General features: G+C 60.7%; 22 protein-coding genes. 7 read left to right on the top strand and 15 right to left on the bottom strand.

The window, feature by feature from the left end; all coding sequences use genetic code 11:
- The 9 genes from AX724_RS02075 to AX724_RS02115 all read right to left on the bottom strand — a co-directional run.
- The coding region (locus AX724_RS02075; protein ID WP_156447972.1) for a conjugal transfer protein TraC at positions 1 to 1238 on the bottom strand (1238 nt) is incomplete at its 3' end.
- Positions 1235 to 1879 (bottom strand): TraV family lipoprotein, encoded by a 645-nt coding sequence (locus tag AX724_RS02080; protein WP_066763104.1) that lies wholly within the window; start codon positions 1877 to 1879, stop codon positions 1235 to 1237. The genes AX724_RS02075 and AX724_RS02080, both read right to left, overlap by 4 nt.
- A 32-nt stretch (positions 1880 to 1911) precedes the next feature.
- Positions 1912 to 3219, bottom strand: coding sequence for a TraB/VirB10 family protein (locus tag AX724_RS02085; protein WP_066763106.1), 1308 nt, complete (start codon positions 3217 to 3219; stop codon positions 1912 to 1914).
- On the bottom strand, positions 3216 to 3950 hold the full coding sequence (locus tag AX724_RS02090; RefSeq protein ID WP_066763108.1) for a type-F conjugative transfer system secretin TraK: 735 nt from the start codon (positions 3948 to 3950) through the stop codon (positions 3216 to 3218). The genes AX724_RS02085 and AX724_RS02090 overlap by 4 nt, the downstream gene beginning before the upstream one ends.
- 28 nt (positions 3951 to 3978) lie before the next feature.
- Positions 3979 to 4578 (bottom strand): TraE/TraK family type IV conjugative transfer system protein, encoded by a 600-nt coding sequence (locus AX724_RS02095; protein ID WP_197421447.1) that lies wholly within the window; start codon positions 4576 to 4578, stop codon positions 3979 to 3981.
- 41 nt (positions 4579 to 4619) lie between these two features.
- A complete protein-coding gene (locus AX724_RS02100) occupies positions 4620 to 4886 on the bottom strand; it encodes a type IV conjugative transfer system protein TraL (RefSeq protein WP_066763113.1) in 267 nt (88 codons plus the stop codon).
- A 107-nt stretch (positions 4887 to 4993) separates the two neighbouring features.
- Complete coding sequence (locus AX724_RS02105; RefSeq protein WP_066763115.1) at positions 4994 to 5311, bottom strand: hypothetical protein; 318 nt, start codon at positions 5309 to 5311, stop codon at positions 4994 to 4996.
- Between the two features lie 195 nt (positions 5312 to 5506).
- Positions 5507 to 6265 carry a DsbC family protein gene (locus AX724_RS02110; protein ID WP_066763117.1) on the bottom strand — a complete coding sequence of 253 codons (759 nt, stop codon included), beginning with the start codon at positions 6263 to 6265 and terminating at the stop codon, positions 5507 to 5509.
- Positions 6249 to 6548 carry a hypothetical protein gene (locus AX724_RS02115; protein WP_156447973.1) on the bottom strand — a complete coding sequence of 100 codons (300 nt, stop codon included), beginning with the start codon at positions 6546 to 6548 and terminating at the stop codon, positions 6249 to 6251. The genes AX724_RS02110 and AX724_RS02115 overlap by 17 nt, the downstream gene beginning before the upstream one ends.
- A 346-nt stretch (positions 6549 to 6894) precedes the next feature.
- Here AX724_RS02115 and AX724_RS02120 point away from each other — a divergent pair, with 346 nt between their 5' ends.
- The 5 genes from AX724_RS02120 (at position 6895) to AX724_RS02135 (ending at position 9564) form a co-directional block, all read left to right on the top strand.
- Entirely contained in the window at positions 6895 to 7344 is a 450-nt protein-coding gene (locus tag AX724_RS02120; RefSeq protein ID WP_066763120.1) for a hypothetical protein, read from the top strand.
- 111 nt (positions 7345 to 7455) lie between these two features.
- On the top strand, positions 7456 to 7875 hold the full coding sequence (locus AX724_RS22540; RefSeq protein ID WP_197421443.1) for a helix-turn-helix domain-containing protein: 420 nt from the start codon (positions 7456 to 7458) through the stop codon (positions 7873 to 7875).
- A complete protein-coding gene (locus AX724_RS02130; protein WP_197421444.1) occupies positions 7875 to 8489 on the top strand; it encodes a GntR family transcriptional regulator in 615 nt (204 codons plus the stop codon). Before AX724_RS22540 ends, AX724_RS02130 begins: the two co-directional genes overlap by 1 nt.
- Positions 8490 to 8675: 186 nt before the next feature.
- Positions 8676 to 8816: a hypothetical protein gene (locus tag AX724_RS23225; RefSeq protein ID WP_156447974.1), complete on the top strand. Its 141-nt coding sequence runs from the start codon at positions 8676 to 8678 to the stop codon at positions 8814 to 8816.
- A gap of 103 nt (positions 8817 to 8919) precedes the next feature.
- A complete protein-coding gene (locus AX724_RS02135; RefSeq protein WP_197421445.1) occupies positions 8920 to 9564 on the top strand; it encodes a lasso peptide biosynthesis B2 protein in 645 nt (214 codons plus the stop codon).
- On the opposite strand, the gene AX724_RS23840 is transcribed toward AX724_RS02135, so the two are convergent.
- Positions 9540 to 9836 (bottom strand): hypothetical protein, encoded by a 297-nt coding sequence (locus tag AX724_RS23840; protein ID WP_066763126.1) that lies wholly within the window; start codon positions 9834 to 9836, stop codon positions 9540 to 9542. The genes AX724_RS02135 and AX724_RS23840 overlap by 25 nt on opposite strands.
- Before the next feature lie 48 nt (positions 9837 to 9884).
- On the opposite strand from AX724_RS23840, the gene AX724_RS02145 reads away from it, so the two are divergent.
- Positions 9885 to 11297 carry an asparagine synthase-related protein gene (locus AX724_RS02145; protein ID WP_066763128.1) on the top strand — a complete coding sequence of 471 codons (1413 nt, stop codon included), beginning with the start codon at positions 9885 to 9887 and terminating at the stop codon, positions 11295 to 11297.
- Here the strand turns inward: AX724_RS02145 and AX724_RS02150 are convergent.
- The 5 genes from AX724_RS02150 to AX724_RS02170 all read right to left on the bottom strand — a co-directional run bounded on the left by AX724_RS02150 (position 11282) and on the right by AX724_RS02170 (position 18301).
- Positions 11282 to 13363 carry a prolyl oligopeptidase family serine peptidase gene (locus tag AX724_RS02150; RefSeq protein ID WP_066763130.1) on the bottom strand — a complete coding sequence of 694 codons (2082 nt, stop codon included), beginning with the start codon at positions 13361 to 13363 and terminating at the stop codon, positions 11282 to 11284. The genes AX724_RS02145 and AX724_RS02150 overlap by 16 nt on opposite strands.
- Positions 13363 to 15918 (bottom strand): TonB-dependent receptor, encoded by a 2556-nt coding sequence (locus tag AX724_RS02155; RefSeq protein WP_231736442.1) that lies wholly within the window; start codon positions 15916 to 15918, stop codon positions 13363 to 13365. Before AX724_RS02155 ends, AX724_RS02150 begins: the two co-directional genes overlap by 1 nt.
- Before the next feature lie 149 nt (positions 15919 to 16067).
- On the bottom strand, positions 16068 to 17132 hold the full coding sequence (locus AX724_RS02160) for a FecR family protein (RefSeq protein ID WP_066763133.1): 1065 nt from the start codon (positions 17130 to 17132) through the stop codon (positions 16068 to 16070).
- Positions 17125 to 17673: an RNA polymerase sigma factor gene (locus AX724_RS02165; protein WP_066763146.1), complete on the bottom strand. Its 549-nt coding sequence runs from the start codon at positions 17671 to 17673 to the stop codon at positions 17125 to 17127. Before AX724_RS02165 ends, AX724_RS02160 begins: the two co-directional genes overlap by 8 nt.
- Positions 17674 to 17950: 277 nt before the next feature.
- Positions 17951 to 18301 carry a MarR family winged helix-turn-helix transcriptional regulator gene (locus AX724_RS02170; RefSeq protein WP_231736443.1) on the bottom strand — a complete coding sequence of 117 codons (351 nt, stop codon included), beginning with the start codon at positions 18299 to 18301 and terminating at the stop codon, positions 17951 to 17953.
- Between the two features lie 603 nt (positions 18302 to 18904).
- Between AX724_RS02170 and AX724_RS02175 the strand changes: the two genes are divergently transcribed.
- The gene (locus AX724_RS02175) at positions 18905 to 19843 is read left to right on the top strand and encodes a DUF7146 domain-containing protein (protein WP_066763139.1); all 939 of its coding nucleotides are present in this window, start codon (positions 18905 to 18907) and stop codon (positions 19841 to 19843) included.
- Positions 19844 to 19845: the final 2 nt, after the last annotated feature.

Below are 19845 nucleotides of genomic sequence, written 5' to 3' on the forward strand. Positions count from 1 at the left end.
TAGAGCAGCGCCGGGCGCCCGCCGCCGCGAAAATCGGTCTGGATCGGCGCCATCAACACGGCCGCCTTCACCGGCATGCGGAAATCGCGTTCGAGAAGCCTCAGCGTCGTCCGGTCGGGATAGAGGCCAAAGGGCAGACTCATCACAAGCAAAGTCGGATTGAGATAACTTTCCTCCTGCATCGAAAAGGGAAGGGGTTCGCCTTCCCAAAGCCGTTTGGCGCGGGCGGCCAGGTCGCGGGCATGGGCGCGGTCGCGGCCGAACACCCAGACCGTCGGGATAACCCGCACGAACTTGCTGTTGCCCGCTTCGTCGAGAATCCAGCCGATTTCCTCGATCTGCTTGCCGACCTCGACCGCGAAGCTGCCCGCAGCCTTCTGCGCCGAGAGGATTTGCGCGCGCTTGTGGATCTCGAACTGCGAGTGATCGAACAGGATGTTGAGCGTGTAGAGGAAGGGTCCGCCAATCTGGTCGCTATCCTCCGACGCCCCGCGCATGCCGCCCATCAACCGATTCGCGCGCTCGGCGGTGATCCGCCGCGCCGGCGCCTTGGGGGTGAGGCAGCGCGCCACCTGGTTTCCGAGAAATACCTCCGCGCCCTCGAAGACGAGATCGGGGCCCGCATCGATGATCTGTTTGCCGATCGGAGGCGCGCCGACGGTCGTACCGTCCGCGAAGACACCTGGTGCGTTCTGCGCGACGCCATTGAAGATCCGCCGGTAGAAGGCGACCATCTCTTGCGGCGGAAGGCGGCGAATACCGAGCTTGGAGAGTTGCTCCTCGACCTGTCGGCGCAAATCCTCGCCAAGCGGCCGTCGCGTCTTGATCGAGAGCAGGGTGCGGAAGTTGCGAACGGGGATTCCGTGCAACGCCTTGAGACCGTGACGCCCCTCGGAGAGATAGGCCCGGGTCTGGCGTGCCGAGGCCTGGATCAGCGGATCGTCCCGAGTCTTCAGATCGAGAAAGGCATCGAGGGCGTCGTCTATCAGCGGGTCCGCGAAGGTGTGGACCTGTAGGACAGTGCCGTCCGGAAACTGGATGTTGAGCAGGCCCTGCAGCGCGCCCTGGACATGGGCGAACATGTAGGCGGTGGGCACCAGTTCCCAGGCATGGCCCCAGGTGTCGTCGACGCACAGAAAGGCTTCGCTGTCCTCGTCCCATGCGACCAGCGGCAGGTAGTCGGAGAAGCTGTCGCGGCGCACGGCGCTGCGCAAACGGGCATAGCTGAGCGCGCTCATGGCTTCGGCTCCGATGCAGGCGGTACGATCACGGGAACCGAAGGGGCTGTCTGCGGCTCGGGGGCGGGTTCACCATCGGAGGTGACGGCGTCGCGCACCTGCCCCAGGATCGGCGCCTGGGACGCGCGATCGGGCGAGGTGACAAGCGCGCCGCCGACGACCCACACAGGCTTGTCGATCACCGAATAGACATAGCGGGGCATGTAGAGCCGATCGGGGCGCTGGCGGTCGGCATAAGGCAGGATCAGCGTCCGCACCGTCCGTGCGGGCTTCAGCATCGGCGTGACCGGAGCCTCGATCAGCCCCTTGAGCTCGCGATAGACGCTGTCCCGATAGCTGCCATAGGCACTCCCGGCCGCTTCCACCCGCGAGCGCGGACTGCCTTTGGCCACATCCTGTCCCCGCAGCATCGCGCGGTCATTGGTGACCTTGGGGTCGGCCTTCGACACCACGCCGGCGACCGCGTCCTCATAGGCTTGGGTAGGATGGATGCACTGACCGTGATCGCTGTTCTTGCAGTCGAACTTTTCGGAATAGGGCGACATCATCGACCCGACTGTTGCGCAGCCGCCCAAGGCAACGAGCAGGCTCAACGAGAGCAGCGAACGATGCAGCGACGGGGGGAAAGCCGGTTTGGGCATGACGGAACCTCCTGAGGGAAGCGGCGGGCGCATCAGAACTTGCTCCCGACGGTCGGCTTGATCTCGAGAGCGAGGCCCTCCTGGATGACGACCACGACATCCTTCGCCGCGCCGACCTCGACGACGGGACCCGCCTGTCGGGCAAGGTCGAGGTAGAAGTCAGTGAGTTTGTCGGACGATTTGGAAAGGCCGCCCGCGACACCGGACTTGATCGCATCACCGGCATCCAGACTACGCACGCTGCCCAGCGCCGAGGTCGAAAGACTGCCGAACGAGCTTTCGACCGATTGCGAGATGCCCGCTATCGTACCAGCGATGAAGGAGCGCGCGAGCGTTGCCCCGGCGCGGGTCACCACCTTACCAGAAAGGCCCTTCTTGCCATCGGCATCGACGAAGAAGCCTTTGATCGCCTGGTCGACCACTGCGTGGCTTTCGAAGTCCACGCAGGAGATCGAGACGAGCTGGATCTCGACCCTTTCCTTGGCGAGGCTGCCGGTCGCGTTGCCGACGACGAAGCAGCCGGCGAGATTGGCCTTGACCTCATTGGGGAGGACGGCAGGCGCCTGGACCCTCGCGATGATCGGCTCGGGGTTACTGGTCGCGTCTCGGCTCGCCAGCGCGTCGATGCCCGTCAGGAGACGCGCCTTCATGAAACCAGGTGGCAAATAGATCGTCCGTTTCCCTTTTTTTGACGAAGGCGAGCTGCCTGCACCTCCCTCTGCTGTCTGGCTGGAAGTGGCCGCGCCGATCGCGCCCACCTGACGTTCTGTCGGCGGCGCAGGTGGTGCGGACGGCGCTGCCGGCGGGCTGGGCGGTGGGGGAATCTCATCGGCAGCGCCCTTCGCGTCTGCCGGAGCAGGCGGATAGGCAGGCGCGTCGCCGGGGATGGCAGGCGGCAAATCACCGCCATCGCCTGTCGTGGGCGCGCGGAAGCTGCCTCCCGCACCGGGTACAATCTTGCCTTCCTCAATCGCGGTGACGCGGTCACCAAGCAGAGACTGCCCGTCGAGAATCTTCTGCAAGTCCCCGCGCAGCTTCACCTCGAGGCTGTCGCCGCGCAGACCGGCGCCCATGTCGAGGTTCGACACCTGAGGTGCCTTGGGCGCCTCCTTTTGACCGCTGGTGCTGGCCGTATAAAGGCCAATCCCCACCATCGCGATCGTCGACACCACGCCCAACTGCTTGGCGCGCAGCTTTTGGTCGGAAGTAAGCTTCGCCCACTGCGCCGGCAGATCGAGTAAAGCGGGCCGCGACGGCGCGCCATTCGTTGCGTCATCATCAGCGATTGTATGCGGGGCCGATGCTGGCGCGGCCCGCGGAGTTTCGTCTGGCGAGATCATGACTGAACGCTCCGGCGCACGACGATCAGCCTGGCTGTCTCATTCGGACCCAGCGTCAGCCGATCGATCGTGATGGCGAAGATCTCCGCGCCGAGCGCGGTATCGAGAAAGTCCCGCTCATCGAACGTGACTGCGGAATTGGTGCGGACCAGATACTCGCTGACGGAGAGCCCGGCCCCCTCCACTTCGAGCCGTCTCCGCTCGGTCAGCGAGGCGCTGGGCAGGTCAGCCAGAACGAGCCGGTCGCGTGAAGGCGCCACCTCGGAGAAGGACGCCGGCACCCGCTCCTGAAGGATCGCCAATATGATCCCGACCGCGCGTTCCTCCTCCACGAGAGGCCCGAGCAGCGCATCGTTTGCGCGCGCGCGCTGGACGTGTCCGGGCACCAGCGTCACGGTCTGAGCCGGGATGTCGGTGGGTTCGGCGTAGAGCGGATAGATCGCCCCGTTGCACGAGACGAAGAATTCCGACGGCGTCGTCACATAGGTGCGTGTCTTGGCCCCCATATCGTCAGTCTCGAGCACGAGAAACTTGACCCAGGCGTCAGATCCGCCCCGCTCGACGGCCAATCCCTTCTCGGCCGAGAATTTGACGTCCTCGATGTCGCCTCCGACACACACGATGTGATTGACGTCGCGGTTTGAAAGCCGGATTCGGCTGGTCTGATCGGGAAGCGCCGCGACCGACTGGGCGAGCGCTGGAGCGGCGGCGGGGAGGGATGCGACAAGCATCCCTGCGAGGCTGGCGAGCCTCGCTCGGTTACCGGACATCGGCACTGAAATTCTCCTCCTGGAGGGCGGTCAGCCAGAAACGGCCATTCTCGAGCGCGTAGCGAATGCGCAGATTGCCTCGGAATTTGCGGATCACGCCGCCGATGACGCGAACCTTCTCGACCGGTATAAGAACCTCGCTGCCGGTCCAGGTGACGGGCTGATCGCCGCGGATATAGGTCGCGATCGAGAGTGTCGGATTGTTGCCGAGCTCGTCCAGCAGCCGGTTCAGGCTATCCCGCAGGCCGTTATAGGCGCTCGGATGTGCGATGCGCAGCAGCTCTTGGAACTGCCGGTCCGCTGAATAGGAAGAATAGGTGCCGGCGAGCGCGACGATGTTGAACGTGATCGCGCGAAGGTAGCTCTCGGAGGGCTTGTTGCCGGTCACATACAGATCGCCGTCCGCGCCGAATGGAACCACCACCGTGCGGGTGTTCTGGTTCGAAGTATAGATGACCGTACCGAGTACCGCGGTGATGCCGAACAGTCCGGCGATCGCGACCTTGAGCAGCCGGTTCTCCTCGAAGAGATTGGCCGAGCCCTGCAGATAGCGATGCAGATGCCAGCTCGGCCGCGTGTCGCCGATCATGTCGGGCTGGCGCTTGCGCCTGGAGGAATGAGCCATCTCGCCTACTCGAAGAAGCGGGTCTGGGTCGGACCCGGATAGTTGCGGAAGCGGGCAAGGCCCCAGCGCCAGGCCAGATGCGGGATGAACCCGCGCGGCTTGGTCCGCTTCCAGGGGATGAACAGGAGAAGAGCGCCGATGAGCGACCAGCCGATGAACCCGCCGACGATGACCGCGACGAAGATCACGCTCATGACGACAATGAACTCCTGACTGTCGAACCAGAGGATCTGGACCGGCCGGTGCAGGAACTGCGGCAGACGTTCGTCCACGCTCTTCTCCCTTGCTTCACCACGCCGCTGGGCGTGGATTGCGGAAGGCGACCACCGCCTCCCGTTCCGTTGCGCGGGCGCCGGCTATCCGGCAGCCCGGCAATTCTTCAGATCACCATGCCGAAGGTCTGGAGGATCGAATCCGCCTTGATGAGGCAGACCGCCGCCACGATCGTGGGAATGCCGATCATGATGTTCGAGAAGAGCCGCGAAACGCCGAACAGGAAGGCGGCAACGCCACCGACAAAGCCGAGCGGACCCTTGACGCCCTGGTTCACGACGATGTCGTAGATGTCGTAACCAAGGTCGCCTGCCGCCGGTGCCTGGAAGGCGTAGGCGACGCTCGTGCCAGCGATCACGGCCAGGAGGAAAAGGACCGCCGCGTCGATCGTGCGGAACGTCCTTCCCCGAAGAGCAGTCAACATATACAGTCTCCTTCTGACCAAATGTGGTCGTCTTTGGAGCCATCCCGATCATGCTTGCCGGCACCGACGAGTGATCGTTTCCGGCCGGCGAGGGCGCAGGACGGCTCCCGGAGGCGCGCCCCAGCCGGCATCCCGGTCCTCGCCGGCGCAAGCAGGGCGCACGGGCGAGGTCCGCCAAAATCTTTGGCATTGGTCTCAGGGGCTGGCTTTGCCCTTGCTCGCTTCGAGGAAGGCCTCGAGTTCGGCCTGCTGGAAGCCGGACACCAGCTTCCCCTCGACGAAAAGCGTCGGTGTACCCGAGACCCCCATTTTGCGGACGGTTTCGGCGTCGCGAGCGACCTTCTCGGCGCCGGCACGGCATTTGCGCAACGCGCTGGGGTGTGCGCCGGCATAGACCGCCTTGAACGTTGCCTCTCGGTCCGGAGAGCAAAGGATATGCTCCGCCTTCGCAGCGGCCTCAGGATGGATGCCGCTCACGAAATAGACCAGCCGCTGAACCGGCTTGCCTTCCGCTTCCTTCGCCAGCCAGAAGCGCTCGAGCGCCTGGCAATAGGGGCAGTCGGGGTCAGTGAATTCGATCACCCTCGGCGCGCCTGCGGGACCGATAACCAGAGCATTTGCCTGATCGATGGCGCCGAGACGTTTCCGCGCGCTGGCATCCTGGGCAAGGGCCGTCAGATTGACGCCATTTTTGTCATAGACTGCGGCGAAGAGGAGATGCTGGCTTTCCGGCGCGAAATAGATGACTCGTCCACCGGCGATGGCCTGATATATTGGGCCACTGATAGGCGCTGGACCAAAGTCCTCGAAAGTCAGGTTGGTGAAGGTCTGGCGTAGCTGGCGCTGTGCCTCCGCCGCGGCGGCCGTGAGTGGTTCGGTGCCGCTATCCTGAGCATAGGCGGGTGCGGTCGCGCAAAGCAGCGCTGCCGCGATCAGCTTAGCGCTGCGATACATGATTGGACTCCGGACGCACGAGGGAGGTGGGCGCGAATAGTCGGCTATCGAGGGTGAGCGAGTTGCCCAGCCTGATAACCGTCTGGATCACGGGAGGCTTCGGATGCTCGACCTTTTCACGGATCGCGAAGCCGGAATCGCTCTGCACGACGACGAGTTTGGCGCTCTCTGCGCAAGGATAGGCCTCGGCGTCGGGCCGGTAACTCTGGGCTTGAGCCGGCATGGAAGCAATGCCGAGCAACAATGCCCCGGCAAGCATCGGCAATGGGCATGGAAAGTCCATGGCACGCATCTCCTCGTGGCGCCGCGAGGCGCTCGGGTTTGGGTTTTGGATGACCCGGGCGAGAGAGCTCGGACTTTAGGTCCGTGGGCTCCGCCGATCCGGTGCGTCTCAAGGCATGACGATCACCGATGACCGCCGCAATAGGGTGGGCACTGAAGTGCCGAAGCGGCGAAACAAAGCACCGTTAGGGCGAAAGTGGCCAGATGATCTCGACACGCGTTGAAAAGAACAGGTTTGAGCAAAAACGGCACTATAATGCCGCTTTTGCCTCCATTCGTCGCGGATTTGCACCTGCCTGGTGGCGGCACCGGGCGACGCAACGCTAGTCTAGGCAGGAGAAGGGGTGATGGCTCGAGCGAGACGCAGCTTCAAGCTCCGGTTATCACCGGCCGGTCTGGACGTCCTCATTGATTCCCATTGCCATCTGATTCGCGTCACGCGCTCATTGATCGCCTGGGGCACCACGCTCCACGTAGCTGTAGAGCATCTCGAGACGCTTCCGACGGCCGAGATCATCGATCGGCTGAAAGCGCGGGAGCTCGACTGCCTTGGCGGTGGGGAGGAGCACCACGTGGGCGCCTCACATCATCTCTGGGAAGTCGCCACACGCATAACCGAGCGTGTCCAGCAAAGCGCGCCCGGCCAACGGCAGCCCAACCTCGGTAGGATCTATATTCTTGCGCTGATGCAGATACCCAAAGCTGACCAGATGGACCTTATCTGTGCTTTTGAGCGAGCGCTGCAGTCCGGGGCAAGAATGCCGGCCGTACGTGATGACAATGATCTTGCTGGGTAAATCCCGACAAAGTGGCCGAGGTTGTGAATTGACACTGGTGGTAAGTACACCTTAGCATTCGACTTACGGAATTGCCTTGGCGGGCGGAATCTCCCGTAAGGAGACGCGGATATGTCGCAAATGTTAGCGACTTCCGTTGCTGAAAGTCCAATCCTGTACGTCAAAGTGCAGTCGGGACGGCAAATTGAAGAGGCACGGAAGAAACGGCGCCTGACGCAACGCGAACTGGCGCGAGAACTTGGCATGGGTGTTCGCTGGCTTCGCGAGATCGAGGGCGGCAATCCTCGTTCGCGGCTCGACGATCATCTCGCTTGCGCCTACCGCCTTGGTCTGTCGACAGGCCATATCCTTATTCCGCTCCTCTTCGCCGGACAGAGGATGTGTTTTCCGCATCAACTGGCAACCGGGGACCTCAGCGATCTTGAAAGGATGTGTATCGAACTCATCGCACAGCGTAATCTCGACCATCTGACAAGAGCTTTGACACCAGCGTGGCCGGCTGCAGCAGCCCCGGTTGGTCCCAGCTTATGATGTCGGCAATTGATCCACCTCTCCAAGAAATGGTCTACCGATCACTAAAGGAAGATTACGCCGCTGGCGTCCTGTCACCAGGACGTCGCCTCGATGTGCAGGAGATTGCAGACCGATATCGATCAAGCAAAACCCCTGCACGCGAGGCGCTGTGCCGGTTGTGGGGCGAAGGTTTGATAGAGCCACACCCTGATGGCGGTCTTCGGCTTTCTCAGTACGAGGGAGACAAGCTCATCCGACTCTATGCGTGGAATATGAACCTTCTCATGGGCTTGGTTAACGAGGTTAGGCCATCAGCCTTGAAACGAGCGATCGAAAAGGCCGCCCAGCAGGCCTTGCAGCAGACACCCTTAGGCATTGCGCAGGCGGTCGGCTCATTATTTCTATCGCTTGCATCGGCGACAGGCAACGAATTCGCGATTTGGTCGATCAACAACCTGAACGAACGCCTGCATTATGTTCGAATCGGGGAAGTCCAAAATATCGGGGATGCCGTGAAAGAAGTAAGGACATTAACAAATGTCTCGGTCGTGAGCCTCCCGAAGAGCATGCGGCGCAGGCTCGAAGCCTATCATATGCGGAGAATTGACCGGCAGAAAGGCGATCCTGTCTGATCAGTCCAGTTCGACTATCTGAAAAATTCAATCGATATCAATTGTTTGTCAGAGTCCTTATGGCGGCCGGCGCTGGGGGCGCGGATTTCCCGCCAACTTGTCGAGGTATATTTCAGACGTTGGCCCTGAGATCGATTTATCGTCCTTCCGTCGCAAGTCAGTGCGGCAGTCGAAGAGGAATGAACCATGCAACGGAAGAACGACAAGCGTGACGTGAAGCGCCTCGATCTGGGCGGGGTCATGCAGCAGACCAAGGGCGGAGCCCAGTCGGTCAACGACAACCAGAACGGGCTTCGCCCGATCTTCGGCGGCCTTACCGCCGACTGACCGGATGCCTCGGAACGTCCGTCAGGTTGATCTTGGCGGACGTTCCTTTCTGCGTGGAATGTTGGCGATGGATTTTCGCTTCAGGCCTGGATTGCATTTCTGCATGATCGAGGGCCGGACAATTTTCCTCGATGAAGGCACAAGCCGTTTTTTCTGCATTCCTGTCGATGTCGATCGGGCATTTCAACGCTTGATCCTGGCAGAGGGACTGCACAGCGAAGGCGCTAATGATGTCTTGATCGCCGATCTGGTCGCGCTGTCGATAGTCGACGGCGAGAACATCGGAAAAAAGGGCCTTTCCAGACCTGCGCCCGTCGTCGAACCGAAAGACGATCTTAATCGATATTCCGCATATGATGCGCCGGCATTTGAAATTGCTGCAGCCCTTTTCGAGCGGTTGCGATCAAAGCGGATCGTAGCACGCCAGGCTATCGCTGATGTCCGGCGTCTCATTGAGCAGGAGCGCTTGGCGTTCGCCCACCGGCTCGGAGCCTCCGTTTCAAGCTCGATCCAGACGGTATCGGCAGCCTTCGAGGTTAGCGACTTCGTCTTTGGCCGCAATGACCGCTGCCTACCGCGAGCGATTGCAATGATCAGACGGTGCCTGCGCGCTGGCCACAGTCCTTCCTTAGTGCTCGGCGTGCGCGTCAACCCATTTGCCGCCCATTGCTGGGTACAGCAAGGGGCGACCGTCATTGGTGATTCCATAGACGTCACGCGGATCTACACCCCGATATGCGTGCTATGAGTGCGCCCCGATTTCTGATTGATAGGGCTGTCCCCGACCGGAAGCGGGTCGAGGACGTTGCGGCACGATTCGGCCTCAAGTCCTGCTTCGATAGCCGTGGCGTGCGCGCGTTCGTATCGCCTGGATACGCCATCCAGCTTGGTGGCAATCGGGGCGTGATTTTGGGGACGCTCTTCGAGCGCCACGGTCCACCGCAACCCATTGATGCGTTGAGCGAAGATCAGCAGAAACTGATCGCTGCCAAAGGAGGCCGCGCGCTCCTTCAGAGTCATTGGGGCGCTTATTGTGCGCTATGGGGCGATAACGCGGGACTCAGCATAATGCGCGATCCGTCCGGCGGGCTGCCGGCCTATATTGCGGGCGCTGCCGGTTCCTGTTTGATCGGGTCCGATCCCGAAATCATCGCCGCCACGGGATATTGGGCGCCCGCCATATCGTGGGATGACTTGGCGATCCATCTATATATGCGGGGACTACCACGGCCTGTGACGCCCCTTGCGGGGCTGAGCGAATTGTTGCCGGGTACCGCCTGCAACATCTGCGATGCTGCAATGCTCGTGGAAGAACTATGGTCGCCGTGGGATCACATCCAGCCTAAAACCTCGTCTGATAGCGCGCACCAGGCGGAAGTCCTTCTTCGAACGATCCAGAATGTCGTTGCGGCATGGTCTTCGCGGTACCCTTCAATCCTGATTGGTGTTTCCGGCGGTTTGGACTCGTCCATCGTCGCGGCGACGATTCCTGCACGACGTACGGCCGTGACGGGTGTGACGCTTGTGACCGACGATCCGGATGGAGACGAAAGGTCATTTACAAGACTCCTCGGGGAGGGGACCGGTATCGAGATCCTTGATGTCGCCTATGAACCTGCAGATATCGATCTTGGCACATCGTGCGTCGCCCATCTTGCGCGTCCAATCGGGCGAAGCCACGCGCTCGCTTACGATCGCGCCATGCATCGTATAGCGCGCGAACGCGGCATCGACGCCTTCTTCAGCGGCAATGGCGGCGACAACATCTTCTACTACACCCAGTCGGCAAATCCCATCGCCGACAGGCTGCTGACACATGGGATAGGCATCGGTCTGCTTCAGACTTGGCGTGACGTCTGCCGATTGACGGGCTGCACGCCCGTTGAAGCCGCCTTAGCGAGCTGGGGATCGATCCGGACAAGAGGAAGAGGGTATCAATGGCGACCTGATCCCCGCTTCCTGCACTGCGATCTCAGCGCGAATCTTGCCAGACTGCGGGGCGCGCACCCCTGGCTCGAAGATAGCCGGGCGCATCTCCCTGGAAAGGCCGCCCACATTGCCGCCTTGCTGCGCATCCAGTCAGGGCTTGAGGGGTATGACCGTCGACTTCCAGCGATGATCAATCCGTTGATGAGTCAGCCCGTTCTCGAGACATGTCTTGCCGCACCATCCTGGATGTGGGTCGAAGGCGGGAGGGACAGGGCCCTGGCCCGTTCCGCGTTCTGGCGCATCCTGCCCAGAGGGATATTGGAGCGGCGTTCCAAAGGTGGTCCTGATGGTTTCGCGAACCAAATCATTAGCGTGCATCGCGCCGAAATCATTGATCGCCTAACCAGCGGTCATCTCGCGCGTCAGAAGATCATCGATTGCGATGCAATCGTCTCGACCCTTTGCAACGATGCGCCAAATCTGGGAACGGATCAGGCGCGCCTGCTGTCACTGGTCGATACCGAAGCCTGGGTTGCTCACTGGAGCCCGTAGCATTTCCTGTCCCCAGCATCCGCTGGTGTTCCCGGAAACCATCGCAGAAGCCATGCTAACTGACGCCGTGCGCTATCGAGGCGAAGCGCTGGTTCGAGGATCTGATGAGCAGTTCTCGGATAGATCGCAAGTTCCACTGGTGCCGAACCACGGGCATTACCGGACCTGAAGAATTTTAGACAATCTGTTGGGCCAAGGCTTTTCTCTCCACACTCCAGGAGCACCGGTGTCTGTAGTGCGTCGATTGAACGAAGCGGTGATTGCGCCAGCAGTCGTTCCTTATCATCAACATCATAAGGGTTGCCAAAGCCCATGTTCGCATTGGCTGCTTGTTGATTTGGTCCGCCATATTCCAGCAACGCCCTGCTATAGAAATCGACAACACCTTCCATCGCCAGAGCGGCCCGAAACGTATGTGTATGGCTGGCGGCGTAAGCGGTCAGAATGCCGCCATAGCTGAAGCCGGCGAGCGCCACTCTGGATCGAGGCGTGCCTAGCGTCTTGGTCGCATAGGCAACGCCGCCAAGGATATCCTCAAGAGGGCCGTCGACATAGTCTTTCCGCTCACGGATCGCAGCTTCGAAATCCCGGCCATATCCGCCCCGGCCCCGCGTGTTGGGGATAAGGATGGAGAAGCCGTTTAGAAGAGGGCCATAGGGAAGAAATGGTGCGTCATCATTATAGCTGTCGGGTGTGACCATGGCCGGGCCGCCCGGCACCGAAACGAGCAATGCCGATTCTGCCCGCCGGCCGATGGCCCGGATGAGCACGCCATGTATGACATGATCGCCCTCCCTGCTTTGCCAGGATATCGCTTCCGCGCGCCAAGGAAGGCGGAGGGTGCTCGGGCGACCGGTCAACGTCATCGGTGCCCATTGATGCACATTCGTTGAAACGACCTCGCTAGGATTATCAAGGCTGTGACGGGTCATGAATAAAGTGCCGTCAGCGCCAATCCTGACCCCGCCGAAGCAACTCAAGGGCTGGCGTCCAAGGATCGATGTCGTCACGTGACTGGCATCGACTTTGAAGACCGGGCATTCCATCTGGCGCATCGCGACATAGGCAAGGTGATCGGCGTCGATCCAGGTCGGAAGGTAAGGGGTGCCTGTCATCTCATCCGGTTTCGACAGGATCAGTCGATCGGGGCCAGATGTGCTTTGTACGGCCAGTTTCAGGCCATTCTTGAACATGTCCTGGCCATCGGCTGTGAGATACGCAATCCGGTTGCCATCGGGAGACCAGCGCGGATCGAAGTTCGGCCCCGAACGATCGACGAGGGTCTCGATTTCATGAGTGCGAAGATCCCACGCATAGATGCCTGGCCCCACAGGATCAGACGCATCGGTAGCCGAATGGAGCGCGCTGAATGCTATCCTGTCGCCACCAGGCGACCAGGAAAAGGCTGTGTCGAGTCCGACAAGATTGTAGGCGGCCGGTGCTTCATTGAGGATCGCGCCGCTAGAGGCGGCCAGAATCGCAAGATTGTCACGGACGGAGCTGTAGCTTGAGCCATCCCAATCCAACGAAGCTTGATAGCCGCGCCGTAGCGGGCGCGTTGACGACTTGGCGATCAGGACAGCCAGAGATTTCCCGTCGGGAGACCAGCGAAAGTCTTTAATAGCACCATTTTCCGGGTTAATCGTCCAGGATATCTCCTTTTCAGGTTCGAATATCGTCAAGCCTGTCCCACCCAGGACGGCCAGCCGGGTTCCGTCCGGACTGAAGGCGGGATTGGGCAAGCGTAAGCTGGCTGCGTTGCGGCCGGTCTGGAGAATGCCTAAGAGCTTGCGCTTAAGGCCATCCTTAAGGCCGATGGACCATAGTCGGTCCGTGATCGAATTGTCGGCAACATTTCCAGAGCGCTCGACATAGATCAGGTGCTTGCCGTCCCGGGACACATCAAACTGCGGTCGCTCCATCCATGCGCCCGGCACACGCGGACGTTCAATTGCATAAGTTGCGAGCTGCTCGAAGCATGATTGCTGAACCGGCTTCGCGACTGACGCGGAATGCAGCAAGCATGTGCACGCAAACAAATGACCTGCCTTGTTCATGGCGCTCATCAGATACGCTTCCGCAGCGTCACAGAGATTTGCCGGCCGATCGCAGAATAATTGGACGAGTCATATGGCGGTAACGAGGGATCCGAGTTCTGGATTGAAGCTGGTTTCTCGTTCAACATGTTGAGAAGCGAAAGAATGATCTCTGTCCCGGCGAAGAGGCCGATGGCTCCATCGGCCTTGTACCTCAGCGTCGCGTCGAGTGAAGTGAACGAGCCCACATGCCCGATGGGAAGCGTTCGGGTGTCGCTGGTTCCACCAATATAGTTGGCGTAAAGGGATGCGTCGAAAGCGGTGCGGGAATAGGTCAAGCCTCCTTCCATGCGCCAGTTTGGTGGATTGAAGATGGTGCCGGCCAATTGGCTGAAAGGTAATCCAGTTGCCACCTGGCGGCGGCTTTCAAGGTAGCTCGCGTTCGCCGACAAAGTGAGCGTCTGCGAGCCACTGACTGAGAATCTATACTCACCGGAGAGATCGACACCGCGTGCACTCTGGCGCGCGACATTTCTGTCCGTGGCGTCGATGATCGCTGCGATGCTGGCGGCGTCGAACGCCGACCCACTGAAATTCGACAAGCCTTGAGGCAGACGAGCGATTTCCGCCTCGACAGCAGCACCTGATGGCGAACGGCGTACGAGATTGGCATATATCGGATTGTTGAGAGCTGCGGTGGCGCCCACAATGGGAACCGAAACCCTGTCCTTGTACGCCACGTCGAAATAGCTCGCCTGCAACCGCAGGCCTGGGATCGCTCGCGGCTTCAACAAGACAGTCGCCGTCCAGGTTTCTGCCTTTTCCGCCCGGAGAGGCGTCCCTCCACCAGCCAGCAAGAGAACAGGCAGCCCACTCGGGTTGTCCGAAAAGATCGAGCCGGGGAGCAGGACGCCCTGTCGTACCTGATTCTGCTGATAAAGCGTCGGCGCCTTGAAGGAGCGGCCCCAACTGCCCATCAACGTCAGATCAGGGGAGGGCGCATAGCGAAAGCCGAACTTCGGTGTCGCCACCGAACCGACCGCTTCATAATGCTCGAAGCGAGCGGCTGCTGTGAGGTCGAGACTATAGAGCAGGCGCCTGCTGTTCCCCGCGCCGAAGACCGGGACTGTGAGTTCGCCATAGGCAAAGCTGACGGCTCGCTTCGTATGAAAACGTTCGGTGACGATTGTAGGTGATCCAGGAGGGGTGTTGGACACCTCGACGCTCAGACCCAAAGATCGGATGCCGCCACCAGCCGCGAGCTTGACCTCTCCCCCTGGTAGTTCGGCAAGAGGACCTTGGACCCCGGCCTCCATAGCCCGTAAATCGTTGCTGTATATCAGGCGGCCGGGGGTCTCGACCGAAGCAGCGTACCGCCTGGAATGAAGGTCCGCTTTGCTGCCGGCGATGGTTCCCGAGAGATTAGCTGACCAAGCGGACGTCAAATCGACGGTCAGGGTCGGGGAAACGGAATAGGTACGGACGATCGGGTTGGACCGAAGCCCGTTTTCCGTCACCGCCCCGGTGTTGAAGAAGGGATTGTCATACTTGGAATTGCGACGATTGAAACTTCCATCGATCTTGAACTCGACCCCCTCCGTGATCTTTTGATGGCCAGTGGCAACGAAACTGATTTGCCTGACGCTTGGCACTAGCGTCGCACCCTTGTCCATCATCGAGGTGTAGCTACGGTCGCCTGCGCTAATACGCCCGGAGGATGTATAATCCGCTGCGAACATGAGCCCGCCACCGGACCAGGTCGTCCCCGTCACCGCCGAGAGTTGGGCTTGCCTGCCGCCACCGTCTGTAGTCGTTGCCAGCCGCGCGGAAATCTCAGCCCCACGGAAATCCGGGCGCAGAATGATGTTGGCCACGCCACCGACTGCATCAGAGCCATAGAGAGCGGATGCGCCGTCAGCTACCACCTCAACACGCTCAACCGCGGCCAGTGGTATGGCGGAGATGTCTACGCCTTGAGCTAGAGCGTCATAGGCCAGACGATGACCATTCAGCAGTGTGAGCGTGGCGTCCGGGCCAAGTCCCCGAAGGTTGAGCGTGGAAGAAGAACTCACATTGTTATTATTGCCTTGGGCGCCGCCTCCGGCGACATTAGGATTCTGACCGCCGTTGAAGTTCTGTGGTAAGAGCCTGATGTAACTACCGAGATCCGCCGCACCCTGCTTCTCAATTTCGTCTCTTGAGCTGATCGTGACCGGGGACGTAGCCGGGGCACCCTTAATCCGAGAACCCGTAACCACAATATCGTTCTGATCCGCCGAGCGACCCGCTAGATCCCTCGACGGCGCTGATCGCCCCCGGATGATGATCACGTTCTTCCGGTATTGCGCAACCAAGCCGGAGCCGCCGAGCAGAACTCGGACGGCGTCGTCCGCGCTGTAGGTCCCGTGCAGAGCCGGTGCCGTATGGCCGAGGACCGCCTCCGAGGTGAAGATGACCTCTTTGCCCGACTTGCGGCTGACGGCCTTGAGGGCTTCTCCAAGGTCGCCGGCCTCGATCCTGTATTCGACCCGGCGTTCATTCTGGGCGAGTGCAGGGGCTGCCGGCGTCAAGGTGCTGACAGCCACAGCCGCCAGGAGCGCGCAACGAAAACGAGACCGAGACCGCATTCGAACCATTCTTGCCCCCTTTGAAATTCCCGACAATCTGGCGGGAGTTTCGGGGAGCATCGCAACAAAACTGCAATCTACGGGGTAGGAGATGAAAAAATCTCGGGCTATCTTTTGCGCAAGGTGATTTCATCTGATTTGGTTCGTTCAACGTCGAGATCGAACAGCACCGCCAGCCGATCCGCAACCTCATTGGCATTGTCCACGCGGAAGCGTCCGCTGACTCTGAGGGCGCCGAGACCGGGATCCGCGAGGCGTATCGACGTCGCGGAATCCTCATTGGTCTCAGCAACCACCGCCGAAAGCGGCGTGCGCTCATACTCCTTGATGAGGGGCTCTTCAGGCCCTGCTCTAATGGGCTCGATGGCGGATTTAGGCGCAATGCCAGGCAGCAGTGCGGGCGTCACGACGGCATAACTCAGAACCTCTCCTGGCTCCAGACGGGCGATAGCCGCCGATCCCCGCCGCCCCTTCGCACCTTCCGGCCGTTCGACGTCGACCGCACCTTTGAGCAGGCGAACGGTCACCCGTTTGTCGTCGCCGAGTATGACGTCGAATATCGTGCCACGCGCCGTGACGCTGCCACCCCCAGCCAGCACGATGAAGGGCCGCTTCTCATGTGCAACCTCGAAGCGGGCACGACCTCGTGCGAGGCGCAGTTCACGTCGGGCCGGGCTGAAGCTTGTCGACAGCTCACTGCCTTCGTCCAGTTCGACCATCGAGCCATCGGCTAGCCGGACGCTCCTCCGTCCGCCTACGACAGTGTCGTATAGCGCCTGCTCCACGGTTGCGGCGCTCCCGATCTGAGCCACCTGGGACCCTGCGGATACGGGGCCACGCAAATCCTTGTTCGCTAACCACCCACCGGCGCCGAGAGCCAGTAGCAGACTTGCGGCGATTGCTGTCCACTTCCAATGACGGCTAGTCGGCTCATTGTCGTTAGCCTGGGCCTCGATTTCCTCTCTCTGCGCGGCCAGAAACCGGCCCATGGCAAAGATCTCGCCAGCTCGCTCATAGGCATCCCGATGCGTTGCACCTAGCGAGAGCCACTTCTCAAACTCTGGACGATAGGTCTTCGCGTCCGGCCCACGCATCCGTGCGAACCACAGCGACGCCTCGCGCATCAACTGATCCATTCGAGGCATGCCATCCGGCAATCCCTTCTCAGCCATTGGTGTTGCCAATGCTGCTGCTGATACGCACGATGGCCTCTGCCACATGCCACTCCACAGTTCGGATGCTGATGTTCAGCTTTTCCGCGATCTGCCTATATCCGAGTTCTTCTGCGCGATGTAACAAATATACCTCTTTTGTCCTCGGCGGGAGACCGTCAATGGCAAGCCGATATCGTTCCCGCATCTCGTTCAATTCTGCGGCGGAGTCCGGACCGGCGACCTGCTGATCTGCCGCGTAGATCACCGGGTCGAATGACTGGGTCCTGACCCACGCGCGCACGCGATCGGCCAGGAGGTGGCGCAATATGCCGTGAAGATAGGCGCCAGGGTTATTCCACGCAGCGGCCGATCTTGAGGCTGCCAACCTCGCGAAGGCTTCCTGCACCAGATCGTCCCGATCATCTTCGAGCCATATCTTCCTGCGGAGAAACGAGAAGAGCTTCGGCGCCTCCTGACGGTAGACACTCTCGAACTGATGCTCGTCGTAGACTGCTGCTGCGTGTGAACACGCTCCGTCGGTTTCGTGCCCCCGATACATTGGCTCAGGCGCCCCGGTCGGGATCGACTGGCGCCGACGCGCCGTAAAAGACTTGGACAATAGACAGCATGACAGGTCCACCCAAAGGTGGCGGGCAATATTGTCCAATACCTGCGCTCAACCGTCGCGGATGAGCCCACTATCATGCCTGGAAGGATAATCCTGCGCGCAGGCCCCAGCCATTTCCTGCACTGCCTAGGGAGTGTGCAACGGTTCTTAGGATCTTGCAAGGTGCGAACAACGTATATCCCCTTGTGGTGCAACAGCAGACAGCCACTCATTTTCGAAGACGTTGATGAAGCGGCAGTTCCGCCGCCACCGCGACAAGCTTGTCGAAAAAACGATCGAGCATCGCACTTGTCTCTTCCTTCAGCTCGACGATGATCCGGCGTCCATCGGAAGGGTCGCGATGCAGATCGACGAAGCCTCGTTCGGCCAGACGATGGACGATCCGCTGCGAGTTTCTCTCGGACGTGCTTGAAGCCCCGGTGAGAGAGGTGAGCGAGCGAGGTTGGACGCTTCTGCCATTGTAGAGTTCGAGCAGCATTTCGAAGGCCGGAATCGTAAAGAGGTCCTTGCCGAACTCGTCGGCCCGCAGTCGCTGGACCTGCTCGGTCAATCCGATCATGCTGCAACGGCTTAGCGTTGTCGTAATAAATCTCCCCTCTATCATTGCGCGCCTCCCATGACTGGAAGCGCGCGCGTTCGCAGCGGATACGGGATCAATCTCTGGCGAGTGGGCATGGACAGCTCCTTTCTCAGACGAGCAGGAAACGCATGTCGCACCCGGGCATATTGTAAGATTTTGCGTGTAAATGAGGATGGCGAGGCTTCGATCCGTTTTGGATGATTTACTCAGGACAACTCTCGGCATTTTTGCGGGCAGTAAGCGCAGTGCGGTGGTCGATGAGCGTGCCTGCCCGGCCGCTGGCGAGGGTGAAAGTCAATGATATTGGGAGGACACTTCTATAGCTGATAGTCTACAGTAAAAGTCGGCCCTCCGTCCGAAGCAGCGCTGCTGCGGTATCACCGGAACCTGTGAACACGGGATTTTGGCTACGCTCCGCATATCTTTGGATCCCTTCGCCCGGGCCGTCGCTCCCACCAGCCTGAGATAGATGCGACGGCCTATCCGTCGCCAGGGAGGGGAGTGGGCAGTGTTCGGCTGGGCGATTTGCGGGTCGCTCGATCATCACTGGCCTGTTTTCAGCCTATCCCTCGAGGCACGTCCATGGCGTACATCAACACCAAACATAACCCGGAACTCGAGGTGATCGGGTCCGATATCGTGAGGCGTCTCGGAGGCGTCTGGAAGCCCGGCGGCGCAATGTGCCGTTGTCCGGCCCATCCCGATCGCAGTCCCAGCCTGTCTGTTCGCGTAGGGGACCATGCGCTGCTCTTCAAATGCTTTGCGGGCTGCGATTCCCGCGACGTCATCAGCGAGATTTTGCGTATCCAGGAGAATGCCCTCCATAACGCTGAGAGCAAGCAGGCCTCGATGTCGAAGATGCCAACCGATCTGTGGCGCCGCCAGCAGGCACTGCGGATCTGGGATGAAGCCCGTCCGCTAATTGGTTCGCCCGCCGAAATCTATCTGCGTCGCAGGCGAATAGCGTTGCTTCCCCGTTCCTTGCGCTTCAATCCCCGAACACCTCTCGGTCAGGGTGACGACGTCGAGTTCCGGCCCGCCATGATCGCGGCTCTCCATGACGGCGGGCTCCACGACGACGGGCGCTTCATCGCCATCCAGCGGACCTTCTTCGATCGGGACGATGCGCGGCGTGCCCGCGATCTTGCCGACCCACGGATGACGCTCGGGCGCCCCGATTGTGCGGCTGTCATGCTGGGCACCGCAACTTCGGTTCTGGGGCTTGCGGAAGGCGTGGAGACCGCTCTCTCGGCGATGATCCTGTTCGGCATCCCCGTCTGGGCCACGCTTGGCAGTGAACGGTTGCATCAGATCGCTGTCCCGGATCGCGTTACTCGCCTCGTGCTGTTCCCCGATAACGATGTCGCCGGTGAGATCGGGGCAGCGAACGCCCTTGAGGTTTATGCCATGGCCGGGCGCACTATCGAAGTCGAGTATCCTCCGATCGGCTTCAAGGACTGGAACGACGTGCTCCGGGCGGGAGGGGAGGGAGTGGGGGAGTGGTGGCGGCAAGTAGCCTGATG

The sequence above is a fragment of the Sphingobium sp. CCH11-B1 genome, assembly GCF_001556865.1.
In the GTDB taxonomy this organism is placed as follows: Bacteria; Pseudomonadota; Alphaproteobacteria; order Sphingomonadales; family Sphingomonadaceae; genus Sphingobium.